At 59.6% G+C, this 18,958-nt stretch carries 18 protein-coding genes; 16 read left to right on the top strand and 2 right to left on the bottom strand.

The window, feature by feature from the left end; all coding sequences use genetic code 11:
• Positions 1–411: 411 nt before the first annotated feature.
• The 7 genes from nadA (at position 412) to cysK (ending at position 7,952) form a co-directional block, all read left to right on the top strand.
• Positions 412–1,350 carry a quinolinate synthase NadA gene (gene nadA / locus H4Q31_RS20655; RefSeq protein ID WP_185180957.1) on the top strand — a complete coding sequence of 313 codons (939 nt, stop codon included), beginning with the start codon at positions 412–414 and terminating at the stop codon, positions 1,348–1,350.
• A 36-nt stretch (positions 1,351–1,386) separates the two neighbouring features.
• Complete coding sequence (gene nadB, locus H4Q31_RS20650; protein ID WP_185180956.1) at positions 1,387–3,009, top strand: L-aspartate oxidase; 1,623 nt, start codon at positions 1,387–1,389, stop codon at positions 3,007–3,009.
• A complete protein-coding gene (nadC, locus tag H4Q31_RS20645; RefSeq protein ID WP_185180955.1) occupies positions 3,002–3,901 on the top strand; it encodes a carboxylating nicotinate-nucleotide diphosphorylase in 900 nt (299 codons plus the stop codon). Before nadB ends, nadC begins: the two co-directional genes overlap by 8 nt.
• Positions 3,898–4,662 (top strand): type III pantothenate kinase, encoded by a 765-nt coding sequence (locus H4Q31_RS20640; protein ID WP_185180954.1) that lies wholly within the window; start codon positions 3,898–3,900, stop codon positions 4,660–4,662. Before nadC ends, H4Q31_RS20640 begins: the two co-directional genes overlap by 4 nt.
• A 76-nt stretch (positions 4,663–4,738) precedes the next feature.
• Entirely contained in the window at positions 4,739–5,620 is an 882-nt protein-coding gene (hslO, locus tag H4Q31_RS20635; RefSeq protein WP_185180953.1) for an Hsp33 family molecular chaperone HslO, read from the top strand.
• 19 nt (positions 5,621–5,639) lie between these two features.
• On the top strand, positions 5,640–6,626 hold the full coding sequence (locus tag H4Q31_RS20630; protein ID WP_185180952.1) for a peptidylprolyl isomerase: 987 nt from the start codon (positions 5,640–5,642) through the stop codon (positions 6,624–6,626).
• A 387-nt stretch (positions 6,627–7,013) separates the two neighbouring features.
• Entirely contained in the window at positions 7,014–7,952 is a 939-nt protein-coding gene (gene cysK / locus H4Q31_RS20625; RefSeq protein WP_185180951.1) for a cysteine synthase A, read from the top strand.
• Between the two features lie 465 nt (positions 7,953–8,417).
• On the opposite strand, the gene H4Q31_RS20620 is transcribed toward cysK, so the two are convergent.
• Positions 8,418–8,570, bottom strand: a complete 153-nt coding sequence (locus tag H4Q31_RS20620) for a hypothetical protein (RefSeq protein ID WP_185180950.1) — start codon at positions 8,568–8,570, stop codon at positions 8,418–8,420.
• Positions 8,571–8,589: 19 nt separating this feature from the next.
• The gene (locus tag H4Q31_RS20615; RefSeq protein WP_185180949.1) at positions 8,590–10,110 is read right to left on the bottom strand and encodes an FAD-dependent oxidoreductase; all 1,521 of its coding nucleotides are present in this window, start codon (positions 10,108–10,110) and stop codon (positions 8,590–8,592) included.
• A 181-nt stretch (positions 10,111–10,291) separates the two neighbouring features.
• Between H4Q31_RS20615 and pabB the strand changes: the two genes are divergently transcribed.
• From pabB to lysS, 9 genes are all read left to right on the top strand, one after another.
• Entirely contained in the window at positions 10,292–11,932 is a 1,641-nt protein-coding gene (pabB, locus tag H4Q31_RS20610; RefSeq protein ID WP_245347425.1) for an aminodeoxychorismate synthase component I, read from the top strand.
• 39 nt (positions 11,933–11,971) lie between these two features.
• A complete protein-coding gene (gene pabA / locus H4Q31_RS20605) occupies positions 11,972–12,553 on the top strand; it encodes an aminodeoxychorismate/anthranilate synthase component II (protein ID WP_185180947.1) in 582 nt (193 codons plus the stop codon).
• Entirely contained in the window at positions 12,550–13,449 is a 900-nt protein-coding gene (locus H4Q31_RS20600; RefSeq protein WP_185180946.1) for an aminotransferase class IV, read from the top strand. The genes pabA and H4Q31_RS20600 overlap by 4 nt, the downstream gene beginning before the upstream one ends.
• The gene (gene folP / locus H4Q31_RS20595; RefSeq protein ID WP_185180945.1) at positions 13,430–14,284 is read left to right on the top strand and encodes a dihydropteroate synthase; all 855 of its coding nucleotides are present in this window, start codon (positions 13,430–13,432) and stop codon (positions 14,282–14,284) included. Before H4Q31_RS20600 ends, folP begins: the two co-directional genes overlap by 20 nt.
• A gap of 5 nt (positions 14,285–14,289) precedes the next feature.
• On the top strand, positions 14,290–14,682 hold the full coding sequence (gene folB / locus H4Q31_RS20590) for a dihydroneopterin aldolase (protein WP_185180944.1): 393 nt from the start codon (positions 14,290–14,292) through the stop codon (positions 14,680–14,682).
• Positions 14,654–15,214: a 2-amino-4-hydroxy-6-hydroxymethyldihydropteridine diphosphokinase gene (gene folK / locus H4Q31_RS20585; RefSeq protein WP_185180943.1), complete on the top strand. Its 561-nt coding sequence runs from the start codon at positions 14,654–14,656 to the stop codon at positions 15,212–15,214. The genes folB and folK overlap by 29 nt, the downstream gene beginning before the upstream one ends.
• Positions 15,208–16,224 carry a tRNA dihydrouridine synthase DusB gene (dusB, locus tag H4Q31_RS20580; protein ID WP_185180942.1) on the top strand — a complete coding sequence of 339 codons (1,017 nt, stop codon included), beginning with the start codon at positions 15,208–15,210 and terminating at the stop codon, positions 16,222–16,224. The genes folK and dusB overlap by 7 nt, the downstream gene beginning before the upstream one ends.
• Positions 16,225–16,547: 323 nt before the next feature.
• Positions 16,548–17,027, top strand: a complete 480-nt coding sequence (greA, locus tag H4Q31_RS20575) for a transcription elongation factor GreA (protein ID WP_185180941.1) — start codon at positions 16,548–16,550, stop codon at positions 17,025–17,027.
• A gap of 145 nt (positions 17,028–17,172) precedes the next feature.
• Positions 17,173–18,684 (top strand): lysine--tRNA ligase, encoded by a 1,512-nt coding sequence (gene lysS, locus H4Q31_RS20570; RefSeq protein ID WP_185180940.1) that lies wholly within the window; start codon positions 17,173–17,175, stop codon positions 18,682–18,684.
• Positions 18,685–18,958 lie beyond the last annotated feature (274 nt).

Genomic DNA, 18,958 nt, shown 5'->3' with positions numbered 1-18,958 from the left:
AGCGTACACTTATTTTCTCGCAAGGAGCCTCAAATGGGCTGGAATTGCCGCATTTAATTGTTCATAGTGCAACTAGCTGCCGTGGAACGACTTGGTGGGCACGAAATAGATGTATAGGATGCACTTAGTGGTTGGACTTCTGGCATACTGGATGACATGGCATTAAATAAGCCGAATAGTCGCAAAGTTCTAGCCTCGTTTTTGCTTCGTATCAATTGACAGGGTCATGCGGCGAGTGTAAATTTATTGTTAAACGACAACACAAAGTTCACATAGGGATCGTTTTTTGCCCTAGCCTTTGTGCCAATATTCACAATCTATTAATGAGAGCCAGCCGTTTTTTTACCGGCATTGTGACCTTATATACCAACACTTACCCCGGCTGCACGGTCGGATGGAGGAGATCTCATCATGGAAGCATTGGCCTTGGAGCGCAAAGCGGAGCAGAACCGTGAATTGCGCGAGCGGCTCCTGCAGTTGAAGAAAGAGCGCAACGCCATCATTCTCGCCCACTACTATCAGCGGGATGAGATCCAGGAAGTGGCCGACTTCCGCGGCGACTCCTTCCTGCTGGCACAGAAGGCGGCGGCGACCGACGCGGACGTAATCGTCTTCTGCGGCGTTCACTTCATGGGAGAGAGCGCGAAGATTCTCGCCCCGAACAAGACGGTGCTCGTTCCCGACGAGCGTGCCGGCTGCCCGATGGCGGACATGGTCAATCCGAACGGCTTAAGGGAGTTGAAGGCGAAGCATCCGGACGCCAAGGTCGTCACCTACATTAACTCATCGGCGGACGTCAAGGCAGAGACGGATATCTGCTGCACCTCTTCGAACGCGATCAAGGTCGTGAATTCGGTGGACGCCGACGAGATTATTTGGTGCCCGGACAAGAACCTGGGCCATTATGTCTCCCAGTTCACGGACAAGAAGATGATCATCTGGGAAGGGTATTGCAACACGCACGACATGCTGACCGTCAAGGACGTGGTCGAGATGCGCGCGAAGCACCCGAACGCCCAGTTCGTCGTTCATCCGGAATGCCGTCCGGAGGTCGTGGAGATGGCGGACTTCGTCGGCAGCACGACCGGCATTCTGAAGTATTGCAAGGAATCCGACTGCAAGGAATTCATCGTCGGAACCGAGGACGGCACCGGCTACCAGCTGCGCCTCGACAGCCCGGATAAGACGTTCCACTTCGCTTCTAAATTCCTCGTCTGCCCGAACATGAAGGTGAACAATCTCAAGAAGGTCGTTCGCGCCCTTGAGACGATGCAGCCGGAGATCTATGTGCCGGAAGACGTAGCCAATAAAGCCCGTTTGTCGCTGGAGCGCATGCTGCAAGTGAAGTAGCATGCGCTACTTTCTCATGGTGAGGAGTCTTCGAGTATGATCCCTCGTTATCTAGTTGATTTCGATCCGGACGCTCTGCCTGAGATCGAGACCGACGTTATTGTGATCGGCGCCGGCATTGCCGGACTGTATACCGCGCTGAACTGCAGCCGAACGGGCCGTGTGCTGATGATCACCAAGAAGTCGCTGTTCGACAGCAATACGCGGTATGCGCAAGGCGGCATCGCCGCGGTCATCTCGGACGAGGACTCGCCGGAGTTCCATCTTCAAGACACGCTTATCGCCGGGGCCGGGCTTTGCGATGAAGAAGCGGTTCGCGTGCTGGTGCATGAAGGGCCGGAGGGCATCCACGCGCTGGTAGGGTACGGCACGCACTTCGACGAAGAGAACGGCCATTATGCGCTGACGAAGGAAGGCGCTCACAGCCAGAGGCGCATTCTGCATGCGAACGGTGACGCGACGGGCTACGAGATCGTCCGCGCGCTCGCGCAGAAGGTGAAGGACAACCCGCAAGGCATCGAGCTGTGGGACGACCACTTCGTGCTCGATCTGCTGACGGAGGACGGCATCTGCTACGGCGCGCTCGTACAGAAGCCGGACGGCTCCCGCGTCATCGTTCGCGGCCAAGCGACGATACTGTGCACCGGCGGCACCGGCCAGCTGTACCGCTACACGACGAATCCGGATGTGGCGACCGGCGACGGCGTCGCCATGGCTTACCGCGCGGGCGCGGTCGTTCGGGATATGGAATTCAACCAATTCCACCCGACGTCGCTCTGCTATCCCGGCGCGCCGAGATTTCTGATCTCGGAGGCGGTTCGGGGCGAGGGTGCGGTGCTGCGCAACATCAAGGGCGAGCGCTTCATGGACCGTTATCATCCACAGCTGGAGCTGGCTCCGCGCGACATTGTCGCACGGGCCATTCTGAGCGAGATGGAGTCGACGAAGTCGACCTATGTTTATATCGATATCACGCACGAGACGCCCGAGCTGATCAAGCATCGTTTTCCGACGATATATGAGTTCTGCTTGACCTACGGCCTCGACATGACGACGGACTGGATTCCGGTCGCGCCGGCGGCTCATTATATGATGGGCGGCGTGCGGACGGACCTGCATGGGGAGACGAATATTCAGCGGTTGTTCGCATGCGGGGAAGTGTCATCGACCGGCGTGCATGGGGCGAATCGGCTGGCGAGCAATTCGCTGTCGGAGGCTCTCGTCTTCGGCAAGCGCATCGTGGATCGGATCAACGCGCTGCCGAAGCTGGGGAAGGCGCGGCTGAGAGGCAGCTCGCCTGTGGAAGCGCGGACGCATCCGCCGATGGGCGCGATCATCGAACGCCGGCTGAAGCTGCAGAAGACGATGGTCCGCTATGTCGGCTTGCGCCGCAGCGGCCAAGGACTTCAGAAGGGGATGGACGAATTGAATCGCCAGATGCCGCTGTTCCACGCGCACCTGACGAAGCGGGAAGAGCTGGAGTTCGCCAACTTGCTCACGTGCGCATATCTCGTTGCGTCGGCTGCGCTGTCCCGCGAGGAGAGCAGAGGGGCTCATTATCGTGAGGACTTCCCGGAACGCGACGATGCCAACTGGCGGAAACATACCATTATGCAGCGAGAGAGAGCGATTAGCGAGGAGGTTGTCGGGCATGTTTGAGAGAGAGAGCGATTGGACGATCGGCGGTCCTGCAGTGGAAGCTGTACGCGAGCAGATTCGCGCCTGGCTCACAGAAGATATTGGCAGCGGGGACGTCACGACGATGGCGACCGTGCCGGAGCATCACCGTTCGCGCGGCATTATCCACGCGAAGGCTTCGGGTGTGATCGCCGGCATGCCGCTGATGCGGCTTGTGTTCGACGTGATCGATCCGGCGCTGGAGATTGAATCGAAGGTCACAGACGGAACGCGTGTCGAGAAAGGTACGGTGCTCGCCATCGTCCAAGGCTCCACGCACAGCATTCTGACGGGCGAACGACTTGCCCTGAACCTGCTGCAGCGGATGTCCGGCATCGCGACCGTCACCCGCGCTTATGCGGAAGCGGTGGAAGGGACGGCGGCGCGGATCGTAGATACGCGGAAGACGACGCCGGGCCACCGGACGCTGGAGAAGTATGCGGTCCGCGTCGGCGGCGCTTATAATCACCGATTCGGTTTATATGATGCGGCATTGATCAAAGATAATCATATCAAGGCAGCAGGCGGCATCGCGGAAGCGCTGGCGGCGGCGAAGCGCCGCGTGCCTCATACGATGAAGGTCGAGATTGAGGTGGAATCGCTGGAGCAGGCAGAACTGGCAGCCCGATCCGGCGCGGATATCATCATGTTCGACAACATGCCGCCCGCAGCGATGAAGGAGGCAGCGCCCATCGTGCGCGCCATCGCGCCGCATGTCGTGATTGAAGCTTCCGGCGGTATCCGCCTGGAGCGCGTGCGCGAGATTGCGCAGACCGGCGTTGACGTCATCTCCGTCGGCGGCCTGACGCATTCGTTCCAGGCGCTCGATATCAGCCTCGATCTGAACGAGCGCAAAGAGGGGGAGCCCGTGTGATTCTAGTCGTCGATGTCGGGAACACCAACATCGTGCTTGGACTATACGAAGGCCAGACGCTGAAGCAGCATTGGCGGCTGAGCACGAATCGTTCCGCTACGGTGGACGAGTATGGCGTTATGCTGTTCAATCTGTTCCAAATTGCCGGCGTTCGGCGGGAAGATGTCGAAGGCGTTATCGTATCCTGCGTCGTGCCTCCGATCATGCCGACCTTGGAGAGACTCTTCCGCAAGTATGTCGGCAGAGAACCGCTCGTCGTCGGTCCCGGCATCAAGACGGGGCTGAACATTCGCTATGAGAATCCGAAGGAAGTCGGCGCCGACCGGATCGTGAACGCCGTTGCGGGCATCGAACGTTATGGCGCGCCGCTCATCATCGTCGACTTCGGCACCGCGACGACATTCGATTATATCGACCCGTCCGGCGCTTATCTTGGCGGCGTCATCATGCCGGGCATCGGCATCTCCGCCGAAGCGCTCTACGAGCGGGCGTCGAAGCTGCCGCGCGTCGAGCTGAGCAAGCCGCGCCATGTCATCGGACGCAATACGGTTGCGGCGATGCAGTCCGGGATTATTTTCGGCTATGCCGGGCAGATTGATGGAATCGTCGGACGAATTCGCAAGGAGCACAAGGTGAGTCCGAAGGTTGTCGCGACCGGGGGTCTCGCCAAGCTGATCGCCGATGAGACGGAGACGATCGACGAAGTGGACGAGATGCTGACGCTTGAAGGGCTCAGGCTGATCTACGAGCGCAATGTTTGAGTGCCGACAGTGATACAATAGAAGAAGAGCGAATCGTTCATCGCGAACGATGGTAACAGAAGGAGCTTGCAGATATATGAAGGATCAATTGGTGCGGGGAACCGCATGGAACGGCGCGATCCGGGTGTTCGCGGCGCGCACGACAGAGCTCGTCGCCGAGCTGCAGCGCAGGCATGACACGTTCCCGACGGCGACAGCCGCGCTGGGACGAACCGCTACTGCGGCGGCCATGATGGGGTTCATGCTCAAGGGAGACGAGAAGCTGACGGTTCAGGTCAAAGCGGACGGACCGCTCGGCCAGATCGTCGTCGACGCGAATGCGAAGGCGGAGGTACGCGGATACGTCGAAGAGCCGCACGTGCACCTGCCCAGCAACGCGCAAGGCAAGCTGGATGTCGCCGGGGCTGTCGGACGCACGGGATATTTGAATGTGACGAAGGATTTGGGCTTGAAGGACCCTTATCGGGGCAGCGTTCCGCTCATCTCGGGCGAGCTTGGAGAGGACTTCACATATTACTTCGCCTTGTCGGAGCAGACGCCATCGGCTGTCGGTCTGGGCGTGCTGGTCAACACGGACAACTCGGTCATTCATGCCGGCGGCTTCATCGTGCAGGTGATGCCGGGCATCGAAGAAGCGCAGCTCGTTCGGCTGGAGAACGCCGTCGGCGCTATGCCACATGTGACCGCGCTCCTGGATCAGGGAGAGACGCCGGAGGGCATTCTGAAGTTCCTCGTGGGCGACGATCTGGTCATTCACGAGACGATCGAACCGAGGTTCGAATGCAATTGCTCGAAGGAACGGGTTGAGCGTACGCTTATCAGCCTTGGCGCTTCCGAGCTGCGCCAACTGATCGAAGAAGATGAATCCGCAGAGGTGCATTGCCACTTCTGCAACGAGAAGTACCAGTTCGATCGGGCGGACCTAGAGCGTCTGCTCGAGCAATCAGCTGCCGAATGACAAGGGGATGAGGATCGAGATGAAGCGGACGAAGCGGCGATATAGGCCGATCGTTCTGCTCGCTCTCATGTGGATGCTGATCGGCGAGACGGGCTGCGATACGGGAACGGCGGATAAGGCAAGCCCGGATCCAGGTAATGCGGCGACAAGCCCGGCCCCATCCGGCGCTTCTGGCGTATCCGGCGACACTTCCGGCGACAGCCAGACGGTAGCGACCGTTGGAGGCCAGTCGATAACGAAGCAAGCGCTCGTCGATCAATTGCTTAAGAACTACGGCGCGCAGACGCTGAGGGTGCAGATGCTGCGCATTGCCGTTGAACTAGAAGCGGAAGCAAAGGGGATCGAGATCACGGACGAAGAAGTGGATCAGGAGCTGCGCAGAAGGATTGAAGGCTACGACAGCGAGGATCAATTCTACGAGCAGGCCCGCGAACAGCTGGGCATGGACAAGGAAGAAGTGCGGGAGGATACGAAGTACCGTCTGCAGCTGGAGCAGTTGGCCATTGCGCAAGTCGAGGTGCCGGATGGGGACATCGACCGGTACATAGAAGAGCATCCGGAGGTGTTCGGCCCCCGGATTGAGCTGCAGCTGGCGCACATCGTGGTGCGATCGGAGTCGGATGCTAACGAGGTTCTGCAGCTGTTGGAGAATGGGGCGGATTTCGCAGTGCTAGCCGAGAGCTTGTCGACTGACGAATTCACTGCCGAATCGGGCGGAGATATGGGGTGGATCGATGCCGACGATCCGCTCACGGATTCTGCTCTGCTTGATGCTGCAGTCAGCCTTGAGGTGGGGCAGGTCACCGGTCCGGTTCAGACCGCGAGCGGTTATGAGGTCGTGAAGCTGGCAGGGCGCAACGTGACCGCCGGCATGAGCGAGGAAGCGGCGAGACGGGAAGCCCGTCGACAGCTTGCGCTGGATCGGGCTGCGCCGATGGCGGATTTGGAGCAGCTGCTGCTCGATAAATATGGCGCGAAGGTGATGGACGAAGCGCTTCAGCATTAACGCCGGAGCGGCATGTGCAGCTGCGATTGGACCGCTGTGTAAGAGCAACTGGGTAAGAGTAGCTGTGTAAGAGCAGCTGGGTAAGAGCAGTTGCATAAGAGCAGTTGCGTAGGAACCGCTGGGTAAGAGTAGCTGTGTAAGAGCTGCAATTCGTGCAGTAATCCGACTAGCAATGCTTCAGGCTGCGCCTGCAGCGCTTGTGCAGCAATATCGTACGCTAATCGCCGCCCTTGGCAGGCGTCAACACCGCGTAAGATAGCTGGAATGTAAGCTATTGACAATAACCTCTATCGTTGATAAGATGAAAACAAATAAATGCCGACCTATTTAGTCGGATTAACGTTGCGGGCGGCGATGGCCGCTCTACTAATGGGAGGGAATTCTGTCATGCCAAGAATCGTACAGAACGTCACCGATCTGATTGGGGATACGCCGCTTGTCCGTCTGAACCGAATCGTGCCGGAAGGCAGTGCGGAGATCTACGTTAAGCTTGAATATCAGAATCCAGGTTCCAGCGTTAAGGATCGAATTGCGATCAGCATGATAGAAGCAGCCGAACAAGAAGGCAAGCTGAAGCCGGGCGACACGATCGTTGAACCGACCAGCGGCAATACAGGTATCGGTCTGGCGATGGTTGCCGCGGCGAAGGGTTATCGCGCCATCCTCGTCATGCCGGAGACGATGAGCTTGGAGCGCCGCAATCTGCTGAAGGCCTACGGAGCGGAGCTGGTGCTTACCCCGGGATCGGAAGGCATGAACGGAGCGGTCAAGAAGGCAGAGGAGCTCGTCGCCGAGAACCCGGGCTACTTCCTTCCGCAGCAATTCAAGAATCCGGCGAACGTGAAGATTCACCGCGAGACAACCGGCCCTGAGATTGTAGAAGCGATCAACTCCTTGGACGGCAAGCTGGATGCCTTCGTAGCAGGCATAGGAACGGGCGGCACGATCTCCGGCGCAGGCGAAGTGCTGAAGAAGAGCTTCCCGAATATTAAGATCGTAGCGGTTGAGCCTTCTGCTTCCCCGATTCTGTCGGGCGGCAAGCCGGGTCCGCACAAGATCCAAGGCATCGGAGCGAACTTCATTCCGGATATTTTGAACCGCGAGGTTTACGATCAAGTCCTTCCGGTCGAGAACGACGATGCGTTCGAGACTGCTCGTACCGTCGCCAAGAAGGAAGGCCTGCTCGTCGGCATCTCCTCCGGCGCGGCTATCTTCGCAGCGCTGCAAGTCGCGAAGGAGCTCGGCGCAGGCAAGCGCGTCGTCGCGATTGTTCCGTCCAACGGCGAACGTTACCTGAGCACGCCGCTGTTCAACTTCGACAACTAAACGTACGTGTCATGTAGAAAAGGAGTCGTCCTGCCGGACGGCTCCTTTTGAGCTTGCTGGGGTTACTCTACCTGCAATGGTTACTCCGGACACTTCGCTCATACCATGAGCTTATCCCATCGCCTACTTCACTAACCTACCCCGCTCGCCCGGTCTCGTCTGCTGCTGGCCCGCCCCGATTGTTTGTGCAATTTCGACGACATGTGACACGAATCTTGCAAAACTGGGACTATGTTCTATTTTTCATACATATTCGTTCACATCAAGCATTCAGAGGCCCAACATGTATGAAATTTAATACATATTTGATCGCGACAACCACTTTCGGGCCCATTGTGTACGAAATTTCATACATAATCGCGCATATTGGCTCATTCGCTCAAAATGTATTCTATTATTCATACACAACCGATCGACATTGCGCCTTCTTGCCGCAGTCTCCGGCTGCTGCTGTCCTTACTCCGCTTATGCCTCCATCTCCACAGCTGCCTCTGCCTCGACCTCTGTCACTCCGTCACCACCACAATCCATCCTCCACCGTCGTCCCTGCTCGAATGACCTCTTTTGCTCAATCTCAGCCTCAACCCTTGGCCCCGTCTTCACCTCGACCTCCGTCACTCCGTCGCTACCTCCGCCCCTAACGCAGCCGCTCCAGATCTTTCTTCGCCGGCCCCTCGATCACCTCGCCGCGGTACGTATACCGCGAGCCGTGGCATGGGCAGTCCCACGTCCGGTCGCCGTCGTTCCACTCCACCTCGCAGCCCATATGCCGGCACGTCGTGTCTACCACGAACAGCTCGCCATCCGGCGCGCGATAAGCACCGGCCCTCCGGCCGCGCACCCGCACCGAGCCGCCTTCGTCCGGCCCGAGATCCTCCGGCTTGCGCCGCAGCCATTCCAGCTTGCCGCCGATCAACTTCCCGGCGACATTGACATTCTCCTTCGCCAGCGTCGCCAGATCCGGATCCGCATGGAAGCGGGAAGGATCGTACAGATCCGCATACGGATTGTTCCGGCTCAGGATGTTGTCCGTCAGGATGCGCGCGGCAACGACCGACGTCGTCATGCCCCACTTGCGGAACCCTGTCGCCGTGTAGATATGCAGCTTATCCTTCGCGACCCGCCCGACGTACGGCAGCTTGTCCGTCGTCTCGAAATCCTGCGCCGACCACCGGTAGACGATGTCGGTCGCGCCGAACGCCGTACGCGCGAACTCCTCCAGCGCTTCGTAATGCTTGAAGCCGGGCTCCTTCTGCCCGACCTTGTGCGATTCGCCGCCGATCAGCAGCAGCTTCTCCCCGCCGTAGGTGATCGCCCGCACCGAGCGGTTCGGCTTATCTGCGCTTAGATACATGCCGCGAGGCAGCTCTCCCTCTCCCGGCGCTCGCGCCGCAATAGCGTAAGAGCTCTCGGCATGCAGCCGCGCGAAGTAGAAGGCGCTGTCCGGTATCGGAAAATGCGAGCAGGACACCGCATCCCGGCAAGCGATCGTTCGCCCTTCCTCGGCAGTGACTTGCACGGAGCCATCTCCTAGCTCTTCGACCTTATCCACCGTCGTATCCTCGTAGACGACCCCGCCCATCCGTACGAAGCTCTCCGCCAGATGCTTCAAGTAAGGCACCGGATGGAACCGCGCCTGCCCTTTCATGACGACCGCCCGCAGCGACGGAACGGGGAGCGGAATGCTCTTCTCCAGGGAACCGGGAATGCCCAGACGTTCGTACGCCTGGTACTCTCGCTCGATCGTTTGAACCTTCCAATCGTCGTTCGTGTAGATGAAGGCGTCTTCCTTCACGAGATCGCAGTCGATCCCTTCCTCCTCCGCGAGCTTCCGAATGAACTGAAGCCCGTCCATATTCGCGTCGTAATACCGCTTCGCCTTCTCCTCGCCGAAATGCCCGATGTACTCATCGTAGATCAGATCATGCTGCGCGGTCAGCTTGGCGGTCGTGTAGCCGGTCGTTCCGTTCAGCAGCTTCCCCGCCGTGACGAGAACGACGCGGCGGCCCTCCTTAGCCAGCAGATAAGCGGTTGTGATGCCCGTAATGCCACCGCCGACGATGACAATGTCCGTCTCCAGATCGCGGTCCAGCTTGCCGAACCCCGGCATCGAGGCCGTTGCCAGCCAATAGGATTCCGGGTAGGTAGGCAGCGTCATAACATGTCTCCTCCATCCTCTTGCTCAGTCATGGGTATTATTGCTATTTGGACAGCGCAGATATACGCCATTGGTGCAGAAGAGAACATCCGATATAATGGTAGAAAATGCTCTGAACGCAAGAGCGGGGGGCCGCAGCTTGGAAGAGACGTTGACGAGTCGAGAGCAGTGGGAGAAGTGGATGGGAGACGGCCAGCCGTACACTAAGCTGCCCTATGTGAGAAGGTATCAGCTGCAGCCCGGCGAAGACCGCCTTCCGCTGTGGAGCGGAGCATGGGAACGAGCCTCTGCCCACGCCTTCGTGCTGGAGAGCGGCAAGGGCGGGCGATACACCATTCTCGGCCTGCGGCCGGAGGCGGTCATCCGCGGGAAGGGGAAGCGGGCGCAGCTGACAACATTAGGCGGCCTGGCCGAAGCGGGGGCCTCCAGCACATCTGTCGGTGGATGCGCAGAGTCGCGCCTACCGCCAGCCGATGCGACCGCCGGCCCCGCGGCGGCCTTCGCGGACGCAGCTCAGCCACGCAGCACGCCTGCGACGGAGACGCTGGAAGCTGCGCCCCTGGACGCGGTGCGCGGCTGGCTGCGCCGCCACCAAGCACCGCTCGCGCCTGAAGCGCCGCCGTTCGCCGGCGGCTGCGTCGGCTTCTGGGGCTACGATGTCGCGCGCTCACTGGAGCGGCTGCCGGAGCTGGCCAAGGACGATCTAGGCCTGCCCGATTACGCCTTCCTGCTGATGGACGAGCTGTGGGTCGTCGATCACGTACAGCAGACGCTCTACTGCTGCCTTCACGCGCCCATCCCAGTCTCGCGGGCGGGCGCTCTCCAGGCGTACGAGGCTGCCGCCGCCCGCGCCGAGACGATGAAGCGAACGTGGGACAATATTGCGCAAGCCGCCTCCAGCGAAGCTGCCCGTGCAGCTGTTAACCGGATGGAGCAGGCGGTGGCGAAGGGCAAGCTCGCCGACGATGCCGAGTCGTCCGAAGGCATCCGCACCGCGACGGCCAAAGAAGACTTCGAGCGGGCGGTCCGGCGCATTCAGCAATACATCGCGCAAGGCGACGTGTTCCAAGCGAACCTCTCCCTCCGCATGAGCCGGACCATCCAATCCAGCCCAGAGGAGCTGTATGAGTGGCTGCGCCGCGTCAACCCCTCGCCGTACATGAGCTTCCTCCGCTTCCCGGACTTCCAGTTCGTCTCGGCTTCGCCGGAGCTGCTCGTGAAGCTGGACGGCGGCCGCATGAGCACGCGTCCAATCGCGGGCACCCGAAGGCGCGGACGCACGCCGGAAGAGGACGCGGCGATGGAATCCGAGCTGCTCGCCAGCGAGAAGGAGCGGGCCGAGCATATCATGCTCGTCGATCTCGAGCGCAACGATCTGGGGCGGGTAGCCGCCTACGGATCGGTGAAGGTGCCGGAGCTGCTGACGGTAGAGCGCTACTCCCATGTCATGCATTTAGTCTCCCAAGTGGAGGGGAGACTGGCGCACGGCAAGGATGCCTTCGACGTGCTGGGGGCTGTTTTTCCCGGAGGGACGATCACGGGAGCGCCGAAGATCCGCACGATGGAGATTATCGAGGAGCTGGAGCCGGTGAGGCGGGGGCCGTACACCGGCTCGCTCGGATGGATTGACTACGCGGGCAATATGGAATTTAATATTATTATCCGCACGATGGCGGTGAAGGACGGGATCTGCCATATTCAAGCGGGAGCGGGCATCGTCATCGATTCCGACCCGCAGCGCGAATTTCACGAATGCATGAACAAGGCCAAGGCGCTCTGGCTTACGGTACAGTACGGAGAACGGCAGTGCGGCGAAGCTTGATGCAGAGCTCGCCAGCTGACCGTCGGGGAGGGAACCGGCATGATACTGGTAATCGACAATTACGATTCTTTCACTTATAACCTGGTGCAATACCTGGGCGAGCTCGGACAAGAGATCCGCGTCTATCGCAACGACGAGATTGATCTGGACGGCATCGCGGCTTTGAAGCCGGACCATATCCTCATCTCGCCGGGACCCTGCACGCCGAATGAAGCGGGCGTCAGCCTCGGCCTCATCGAGCGCTTCAAGGGCGAGATTCCGATCTTGGGCGTCTGCCTCGGCCACCAGTCGATCGGACAGGCGTTCGGCGGCGACGTCGTCCGCGCGGATGAACTGATGCATGGCAAGACGAGCGAGATTACGCATGACGGCAAGACCGTCTTCGCGGGCATTCCGTCGCCCTTCACGGCGACGCGCTATCACTCCCTCGTCGTGAAGAGAGACACGCTGCCCGACTGCCTCGAGATCAGCGCCGAGACGGCGGACGGGCAGATCATGGGCCTGCGGCACAAGGAATATGTCGTCGAAGGCGTGCAATTCCACCCCGAATCGATCATGACCGGACACGGCCTCGACATGCTGCGTAACTTCTTGGCATATGAGTCGGGCGTTCGCGGATGAAGCCGGCGCTGCTGATCGACGGACAATTAACGAACAGCGAGGAAGCCGTGATCTCCGTCTATGATCACGGCTTTCTGTATGGCATCGGCCTGTTCGAGACGCTGCGCACCTACGGCGGCAAGCCCTGGCTGCTCGAGCGCCACGCCCGCCGGCTCGCGGAAGGCTGCCGGGCGCTTGGCATCGCCTACGCCCCGGACATCAGCCGCATGGCCGAATCGATCGCCATGCTGCTCGCAGCAAGCGGCCTCCCCGACGCGTATATCCGCTGGTCGGTGTCGGCCGGCGCCGGCGCGGTCGGACTTCCCGCCGGCGATTACGAGCGGCCTCGCGAGATTGTCTACGCGAAGCCGCTCGCCCCGGACGCGCCGCAGACACGCGCGTCCAAGACCTTGCGCTTGCTGCGCCTGCGCCGGAGCAGCCCGGAGGGCGATGTCCGGTTAAAATCCTTCCATTATATGAACAATATCCTTGCGAAGCGGGAGCTGATCGCCGGCGGGGCCGCGCCGGGAACGGAAGGGCTGTTCTTGAACGCTGCCGGGCACGTCGTGGAAGGCTTGGTCAGCAACGTGTTCTGGGCGAAGGACGGCACGCTGTATACGCCGTCGCTGGAAGCAGGTCCGCTGCCCGGCATCACGGCAGCGTTCGTTCGGGAACTGGCGGCGAGAAGAGGCGTTCCGGCAATCGAGGGGCTGTATGAGCCGGAGGTTCTGGCTGAGGCGGATGAGATCTTCACCACCAATTCAATTCAAGAGATGGTCCCGGCGGCTGCGCTGGAGGATTCGAACGGCAACATGCTCTCCTCCTGGACGGAGCCGGGAGAGATGACCCGCAGCCTGATGACGGATTATCGGGCGGCGGCGGAGAGGGGAAGCGACGATGAGACCTACCTTTCATAAACGCAGCTATACGTTCGACGACGGACTTGAGCTGGAGCTGGGCGCGCGGACGCTCATCATGGGCATTCTGAACGTCACGCCGGATTCGTTCTCGGACGGCGGGCGGTATCTCGCGGTCGAATCCGCTGTCGAACGGGCGAAGCAGATGGCCGCCGAAGGGGCGGACTTGATCGACATCGGCGGCGAATCGACGCGGCCGGGACACGATCCGGTGTCCGCCGAGGAAGAGATCAAGCGTATCGTGCCCGTCATCCAAGCAGTTCGCGCGGCAGTGAAGCTGCCGATCAGCGTCGATACCTACAAGCCGGAGACGGCGAGAGCCGCGATGGAAGCGGGCGCGCACATCCTGAACGACATCTGGGGCTTCCGCCGGGATCCGGGCATGGCGGCCGTTGCCGCCGAATACGGCTGCCCCGTCATCTTGATGCATAACCGCGCCGCGCGGGATTACGCCGACTTCGTGCCGGACGTGCTGGCGGATCTGCGACAGAGCATTGACCGGGCGCACGCCGCTGGCGTGGCGGACGAGAACATCTGGCTCGATCCGGGCATCGGCTTCGCTAAGGACTATGGCGAGAATCTTGAGCTAATGGGCCGGCTGGACGAGCTGGCCGCGCTCGGCTATCCGGTGCTGCTCGCGACGTCGCGCAAGACGTTCATCCGCCATACGCTGGGACTGCCTGCGGATGAAGTTGTCGAAGGGACGCTTGCGACGACGGCAATCGGCATTATGCAAGGCTGTCAAATCGTACGAGTGCATGATGTGAAGCCGAACAAGCGGGCAGCGGTCATGACGGATGACATTGCCTATCGGCAGGCGAACGGGGGAGGGTGAGACGGATGGACCGAATGGTGATGCGGCAGATGGTTTTCTACGGCTATCATGGGGTGTATCCGGAGGAGAACAAGCTCGGCCAGAAGTTTATCGTCGATCTTGATCTCCGTCTGGACCTGGGCCGCGCCGCTCGAAGCGACAATGTGAACGACACGGTCAACTATGCGGAGATTCACGCGCTGGTGAAGGAGATTGTGCAAGGACCGCCGGTGAAGCTGATCGAAGCGCTCGCCGGAAACATTGCAAGCGCGGTGCTCGGTACGTATACTAGTATCATCGAAGCGACCGTATCGGTTACGAAGCCGAATCCGCCGTTCGACATCACGTTCGACGGGGTGACGGTAGAGCTTCGGAGAACCCGGGACAACGATGGCAACGTCGTTCCCGCAGAGGATTGAATGCGAAGTGTGGGAAGCATACGCGGCGCTTGGCGCCAATCTGGGCGACCGGGAAGCATCGCTTCGCGAAGCCGTCAGACGCCTGAACGATACGCAGGGTGTCGAAGTGAGGCGCATCTCGCGGATCTATGAGACCGATCCGGTCGGATATACGGAGCAGCCCGCTTTTCTGAATATGGCCGTCGCTCTTGGAACGACTCTTGAGCCTGTACAGCTGCTTCGCGAGATGCTGGGCATCGAGCAGGAGATGGGACGGGTTCGCGACATTCGCTGGGGGCCGCGCGTCATCGATCTGGACCTGCTCCTCTACGAAGGCGCGAAGCTGGAGACGGAAGAGCTTGAGCTCCCGCATCCCCGAATGGGAGAGCGGGCGTTCGTGTTGGTGCCGCTAAGGGACGTATGGGCGAAGGACGCGGCGTTCCCTTGGGAATCGATGACGACGGAAGCGGCCATGAGGCGGGAAGGCATACGAGAATGGGCGCCTTCGCGGAAGGCAGCCGCAACAGGGAAGGAGCTGGAACAAGAATGCTGAAGATCGGCAACGTTCAAATGGATAACAACGTCGTGCTCGCGCCGATGGCGGGCGTGTGCAACCCGGCGTTCCGATTGATCGCGAAGGAATTCGGCTGCGGCCTCGTCTGCGCCGAGATGGTCAGCGACAAGGCGATTCTGCACGGCAACACGCGCACGCTGGAGATGCTGTTCGTGGACGAGCGGGAGAAGCCGCTGAGCCTGCAGATTTTCGGAGGGGACAAGGAGTCTCTCGTTGAAGCGGTGAAGTTCGTCGACCAGAACACGAACGCCGACATTATCGACATCAACATGGGCTGCCCGGTTCCGAAAGTAACGAAGTGCGACGCAGGCGCCAGATGGCTGCTCGACCCGAACAAGATCTATGAGATGGTCTCCTATGCGGTAGACGCCGCGAAGAAGCCGGTCACCGTCAAGATGCGGATCGGCTGGGACGACGAGCACATCTATGCGATCGAGAATGCCCTAGCGGTCGAACGCGCAGGGGGCGCGGCTGTCAGCATGCATGGACGCACGCGGGAGCAGCTGTATACGGGCCACGCGAATTGGGATATTCTAAGGGACGTTAAGCAGGCTCTCTCCATTCCCCTCATCGGCAATGGAGACGTGTTCTCGCCGGAGGACGCGAAGCGGATGCTGGAGCATACCGGCGTAGACGGCGTCATGATCGGGCGCGGCGCGCTCGGCAACCCGTGGATGCTCTACCGGACCGTTCACTACTTGACGCGGGGCGAGATTCTGCCGGATCCGGAGCCTTCGGAGAAGATCCGCATCGCTATGCTGCACCTGGACCGGCTGATTAACCTGAAGGGCGAAGGCCAGGCTGTGCGCGAGATGCGCAAGCATCTGGCTTGGTACCTGAAGGGGCTGCCGGATGCCGCTCGCGTCAAGAACGAGATCATGGAGATGACGACCCGCGTCGCCGTCGAGAAGCGGCTGCAGGAGTACGTCGAGTCTCTTGCGGCGATGGCGCAGGACGCTTCTGCGGAAGGCAGCCAGCTCGTTCATTGAACGCGCTGCGGGCTTGTAGTAGCCGCGGAATAATCATGGGATGACCATGGACCGGCCGCGATAAGACCGTGAATTGGCTGCGGAAAACAGGCTTTTCCGCTAATTGACATTTCCATGGGGTTGAAATATAATCGTTTACAATATTCGCGACCGGCTCTATTATCGGTTGTCCGAACATGCGAATGTCATGCGGCAGAGGTGCGTCGCCATATATTGATTAGCAACGGCGACAACCGCTAGGAAGCGGTTCCGCCGCTGACATGGTCGATGCAGCGTATCAGGCATCTGCATGGAAATCATACCCTCGACAGGAGATCGGTGAGATGAGCGACAAAGAAGTCCTTCTAACCCCGGACGGGTTGAAAAGGCTCGAAGAAGAGCTGGAGAACCTCAAATCGGTCAAGCGCCGCGAGGTAGCGGAACGGATCAAGATCGCTATCGGTTACGGCGACATCAGCGAGAACTCGGAATACGAAGACGCGAAGAATGAGCAGGCCTTCATTGAAGGAAGAATCATTACGCTCGAGAAGATGCTCCGCAACGCCCGGATTATCAACAATGACGAGATCGATCTGGATACAGTCAGCATCGGTTCGACCGTGGTCGTGGAAGACTTGGAATTTGGCGACGAAGTGGAATATACCATCGTCGGCACGGCGGAGTCCGATCCGCTGAAGAACAAGATATCCAATGAGAGCCCGGTTGGCCGTACGATTATCGGCAAGAAGAAGGGCGAAGTTGTTGAAGTCAACGTACCAGCGGGCATCATTCAATACAAGATCGTCGACATCAAAACGAAGTAAAGCGCACGACAATGGATGGCGGTCAGCAGGGCGTCACGAACGGCCGGTCTGGCCGCCTTTTTCCTGAAAGCTTCCTCCGGAAGCTTTTTTGCGCGATCAGACGGGGTTTTGGTTAGACCTGGAATAGGGTTGGAGGGAAATAATCATGACTGAACAAATGCAGCCGGAAGAGAATGAAGAACAGCTAAGCGAGCTTCTGCGGATTCGCCGCAACAAGCTGGACGAGCTGCGCGAGCTGGGGATCGACCCGTTCGGCGACCGGTTCGAACGCACGCACGAGGCGGGCCCGATTCTCGCCGAATATGACGGCAAGACCACCGAAGAGCTGGACGAGCTGAACGTGTCTGTCACGATCGCCGGACGCATCATGCAGAAGCGGGTGATGGGCAAGGCTTCGTTCGCTCACATTCAAGATTTGACGGGGAAAATTCAAATTTACGTCCGCGCGGACTCGGTGCCGGAGACGCAGTACAAGGCGTTCAACCTGCTCGACATCGGCGACATGATCGGGGTTCGCGGCACGGTCTTCAAGACGAAGACCGGCGAGACTTCCATTAAGGTGAGCGAGCTTGAAGTGCTGACGAAGTCGCTCTTGCCGCTGCCGGACAAGTTCCACGGCCTCAAGGACGTGGAGACGCGATACCGCCAGCGCTACGTCGACTTGATCGTTAACCCGGACGTTCGGAAGACGTTCATCACGCGCTCGCGCATCATTCAATCGATGCGCCGTTATCTGGACGGCAGGGGCTATCTGGAAGTGGAGACGCCGACACTGCATGCGATCGCCGGCGGAGCGGCGGCCAAGCCGTTCATCACGCACCACAATGCGCTGGACATGCAGCTCTACATGCGGATCGCGATCGAGCTGCACCTGAAGCGGCTCATCGTAGGCGGTCTTGAGAAGGTCTACGAGATCGGACGCGTCTATCGGAACGAGGGTATCTCCACTCGCCACAACCCGGAGTTCACGCTGCTGGAGCTCTATGAGGCATACGCTGATTACAAGGATATCATGCGCCTGACGGAGGACTTGATCGTCCATATCGCCAAGGAAGTGCTGGGCACGACGAAGATTGAGTACCAAGGCCAGGAAGTCGATCTAGGCGTCCCGTGGCGCCGCGAATCGATGACTTCGCTTATTCAGAAGGCAGTAGGCATCGACTTCACCGCACAGATGAGCGATGAAGAAGCGCAGCGTCTGGCGAAGGAGCACAAGGTGCCGGTCGAGCCGCACATGACGTTCGGCCATATCGTCAACGCGTTCTTCGAGACATTCGTCGAGCACACGCTTATTCAGCCGACGTTCGTCACCGGCCATCCGGTAGACATCTCTCCGCTGGCCAAGAAGAACGAGCAGGATCCGCGGTTTACGGACCGCTTCGAGCTGTTCATCGTGGCACGCGAGCACGCGAATGCATTCTCCGAGCTTAATGACCCGATCGACCAGCGTGAGCGCTTCGCCGCTCAGATGGTCGAGAAGGCTGCGGGCAACGATGAAGCGCAGGATCTGGATGAAGACTTCATCCGCGCGCTGGAATACGGCCTGCCGCCGACCGGAGGTCTTGGCATCGGCATCGATCGCTTGATTATGCTGCTGACCGACGCGCCGTCGATTCGCGACGTGCTGCTCTTCCCGCATATGCGCGATCAGGATTAAGAAGCGCAGACGCCTGTTCGGTCTGAAAGGGACCGGGCGGGCGTTTCTATCTATATGAATAGATGAATAGACGGCATGAATAGCAACGCTAGCTGTATGATTTTTCCTCGTATTTTTCTGTGTGAAAAGGTTGCATTGTGCACGCGGGCTGTGATATATTATTCAAGTCGCCGCTGAACGGCAGCGATGAACGAGGTAAGAAATAAGCAACGAACTTGTTCCTTGAAAACTGAACATCGAGCGTAATCGATTCGATCACGGATCGGATCAACGG

Source organism: Cohnella lubricantis, from assembly GCF_014212015.1.
Classification (GTDB): Bacteria; Bacillota; Bacilli; order Paenibacillales; family Paenibacillaceae; genus Cohnella; species Cohnella lubricantis.
The sequence above is the reverse complement of the archived record's forward strand: the minus strand, read 5'-3'. Positions and strand labels throughout refer to the sequence as shown.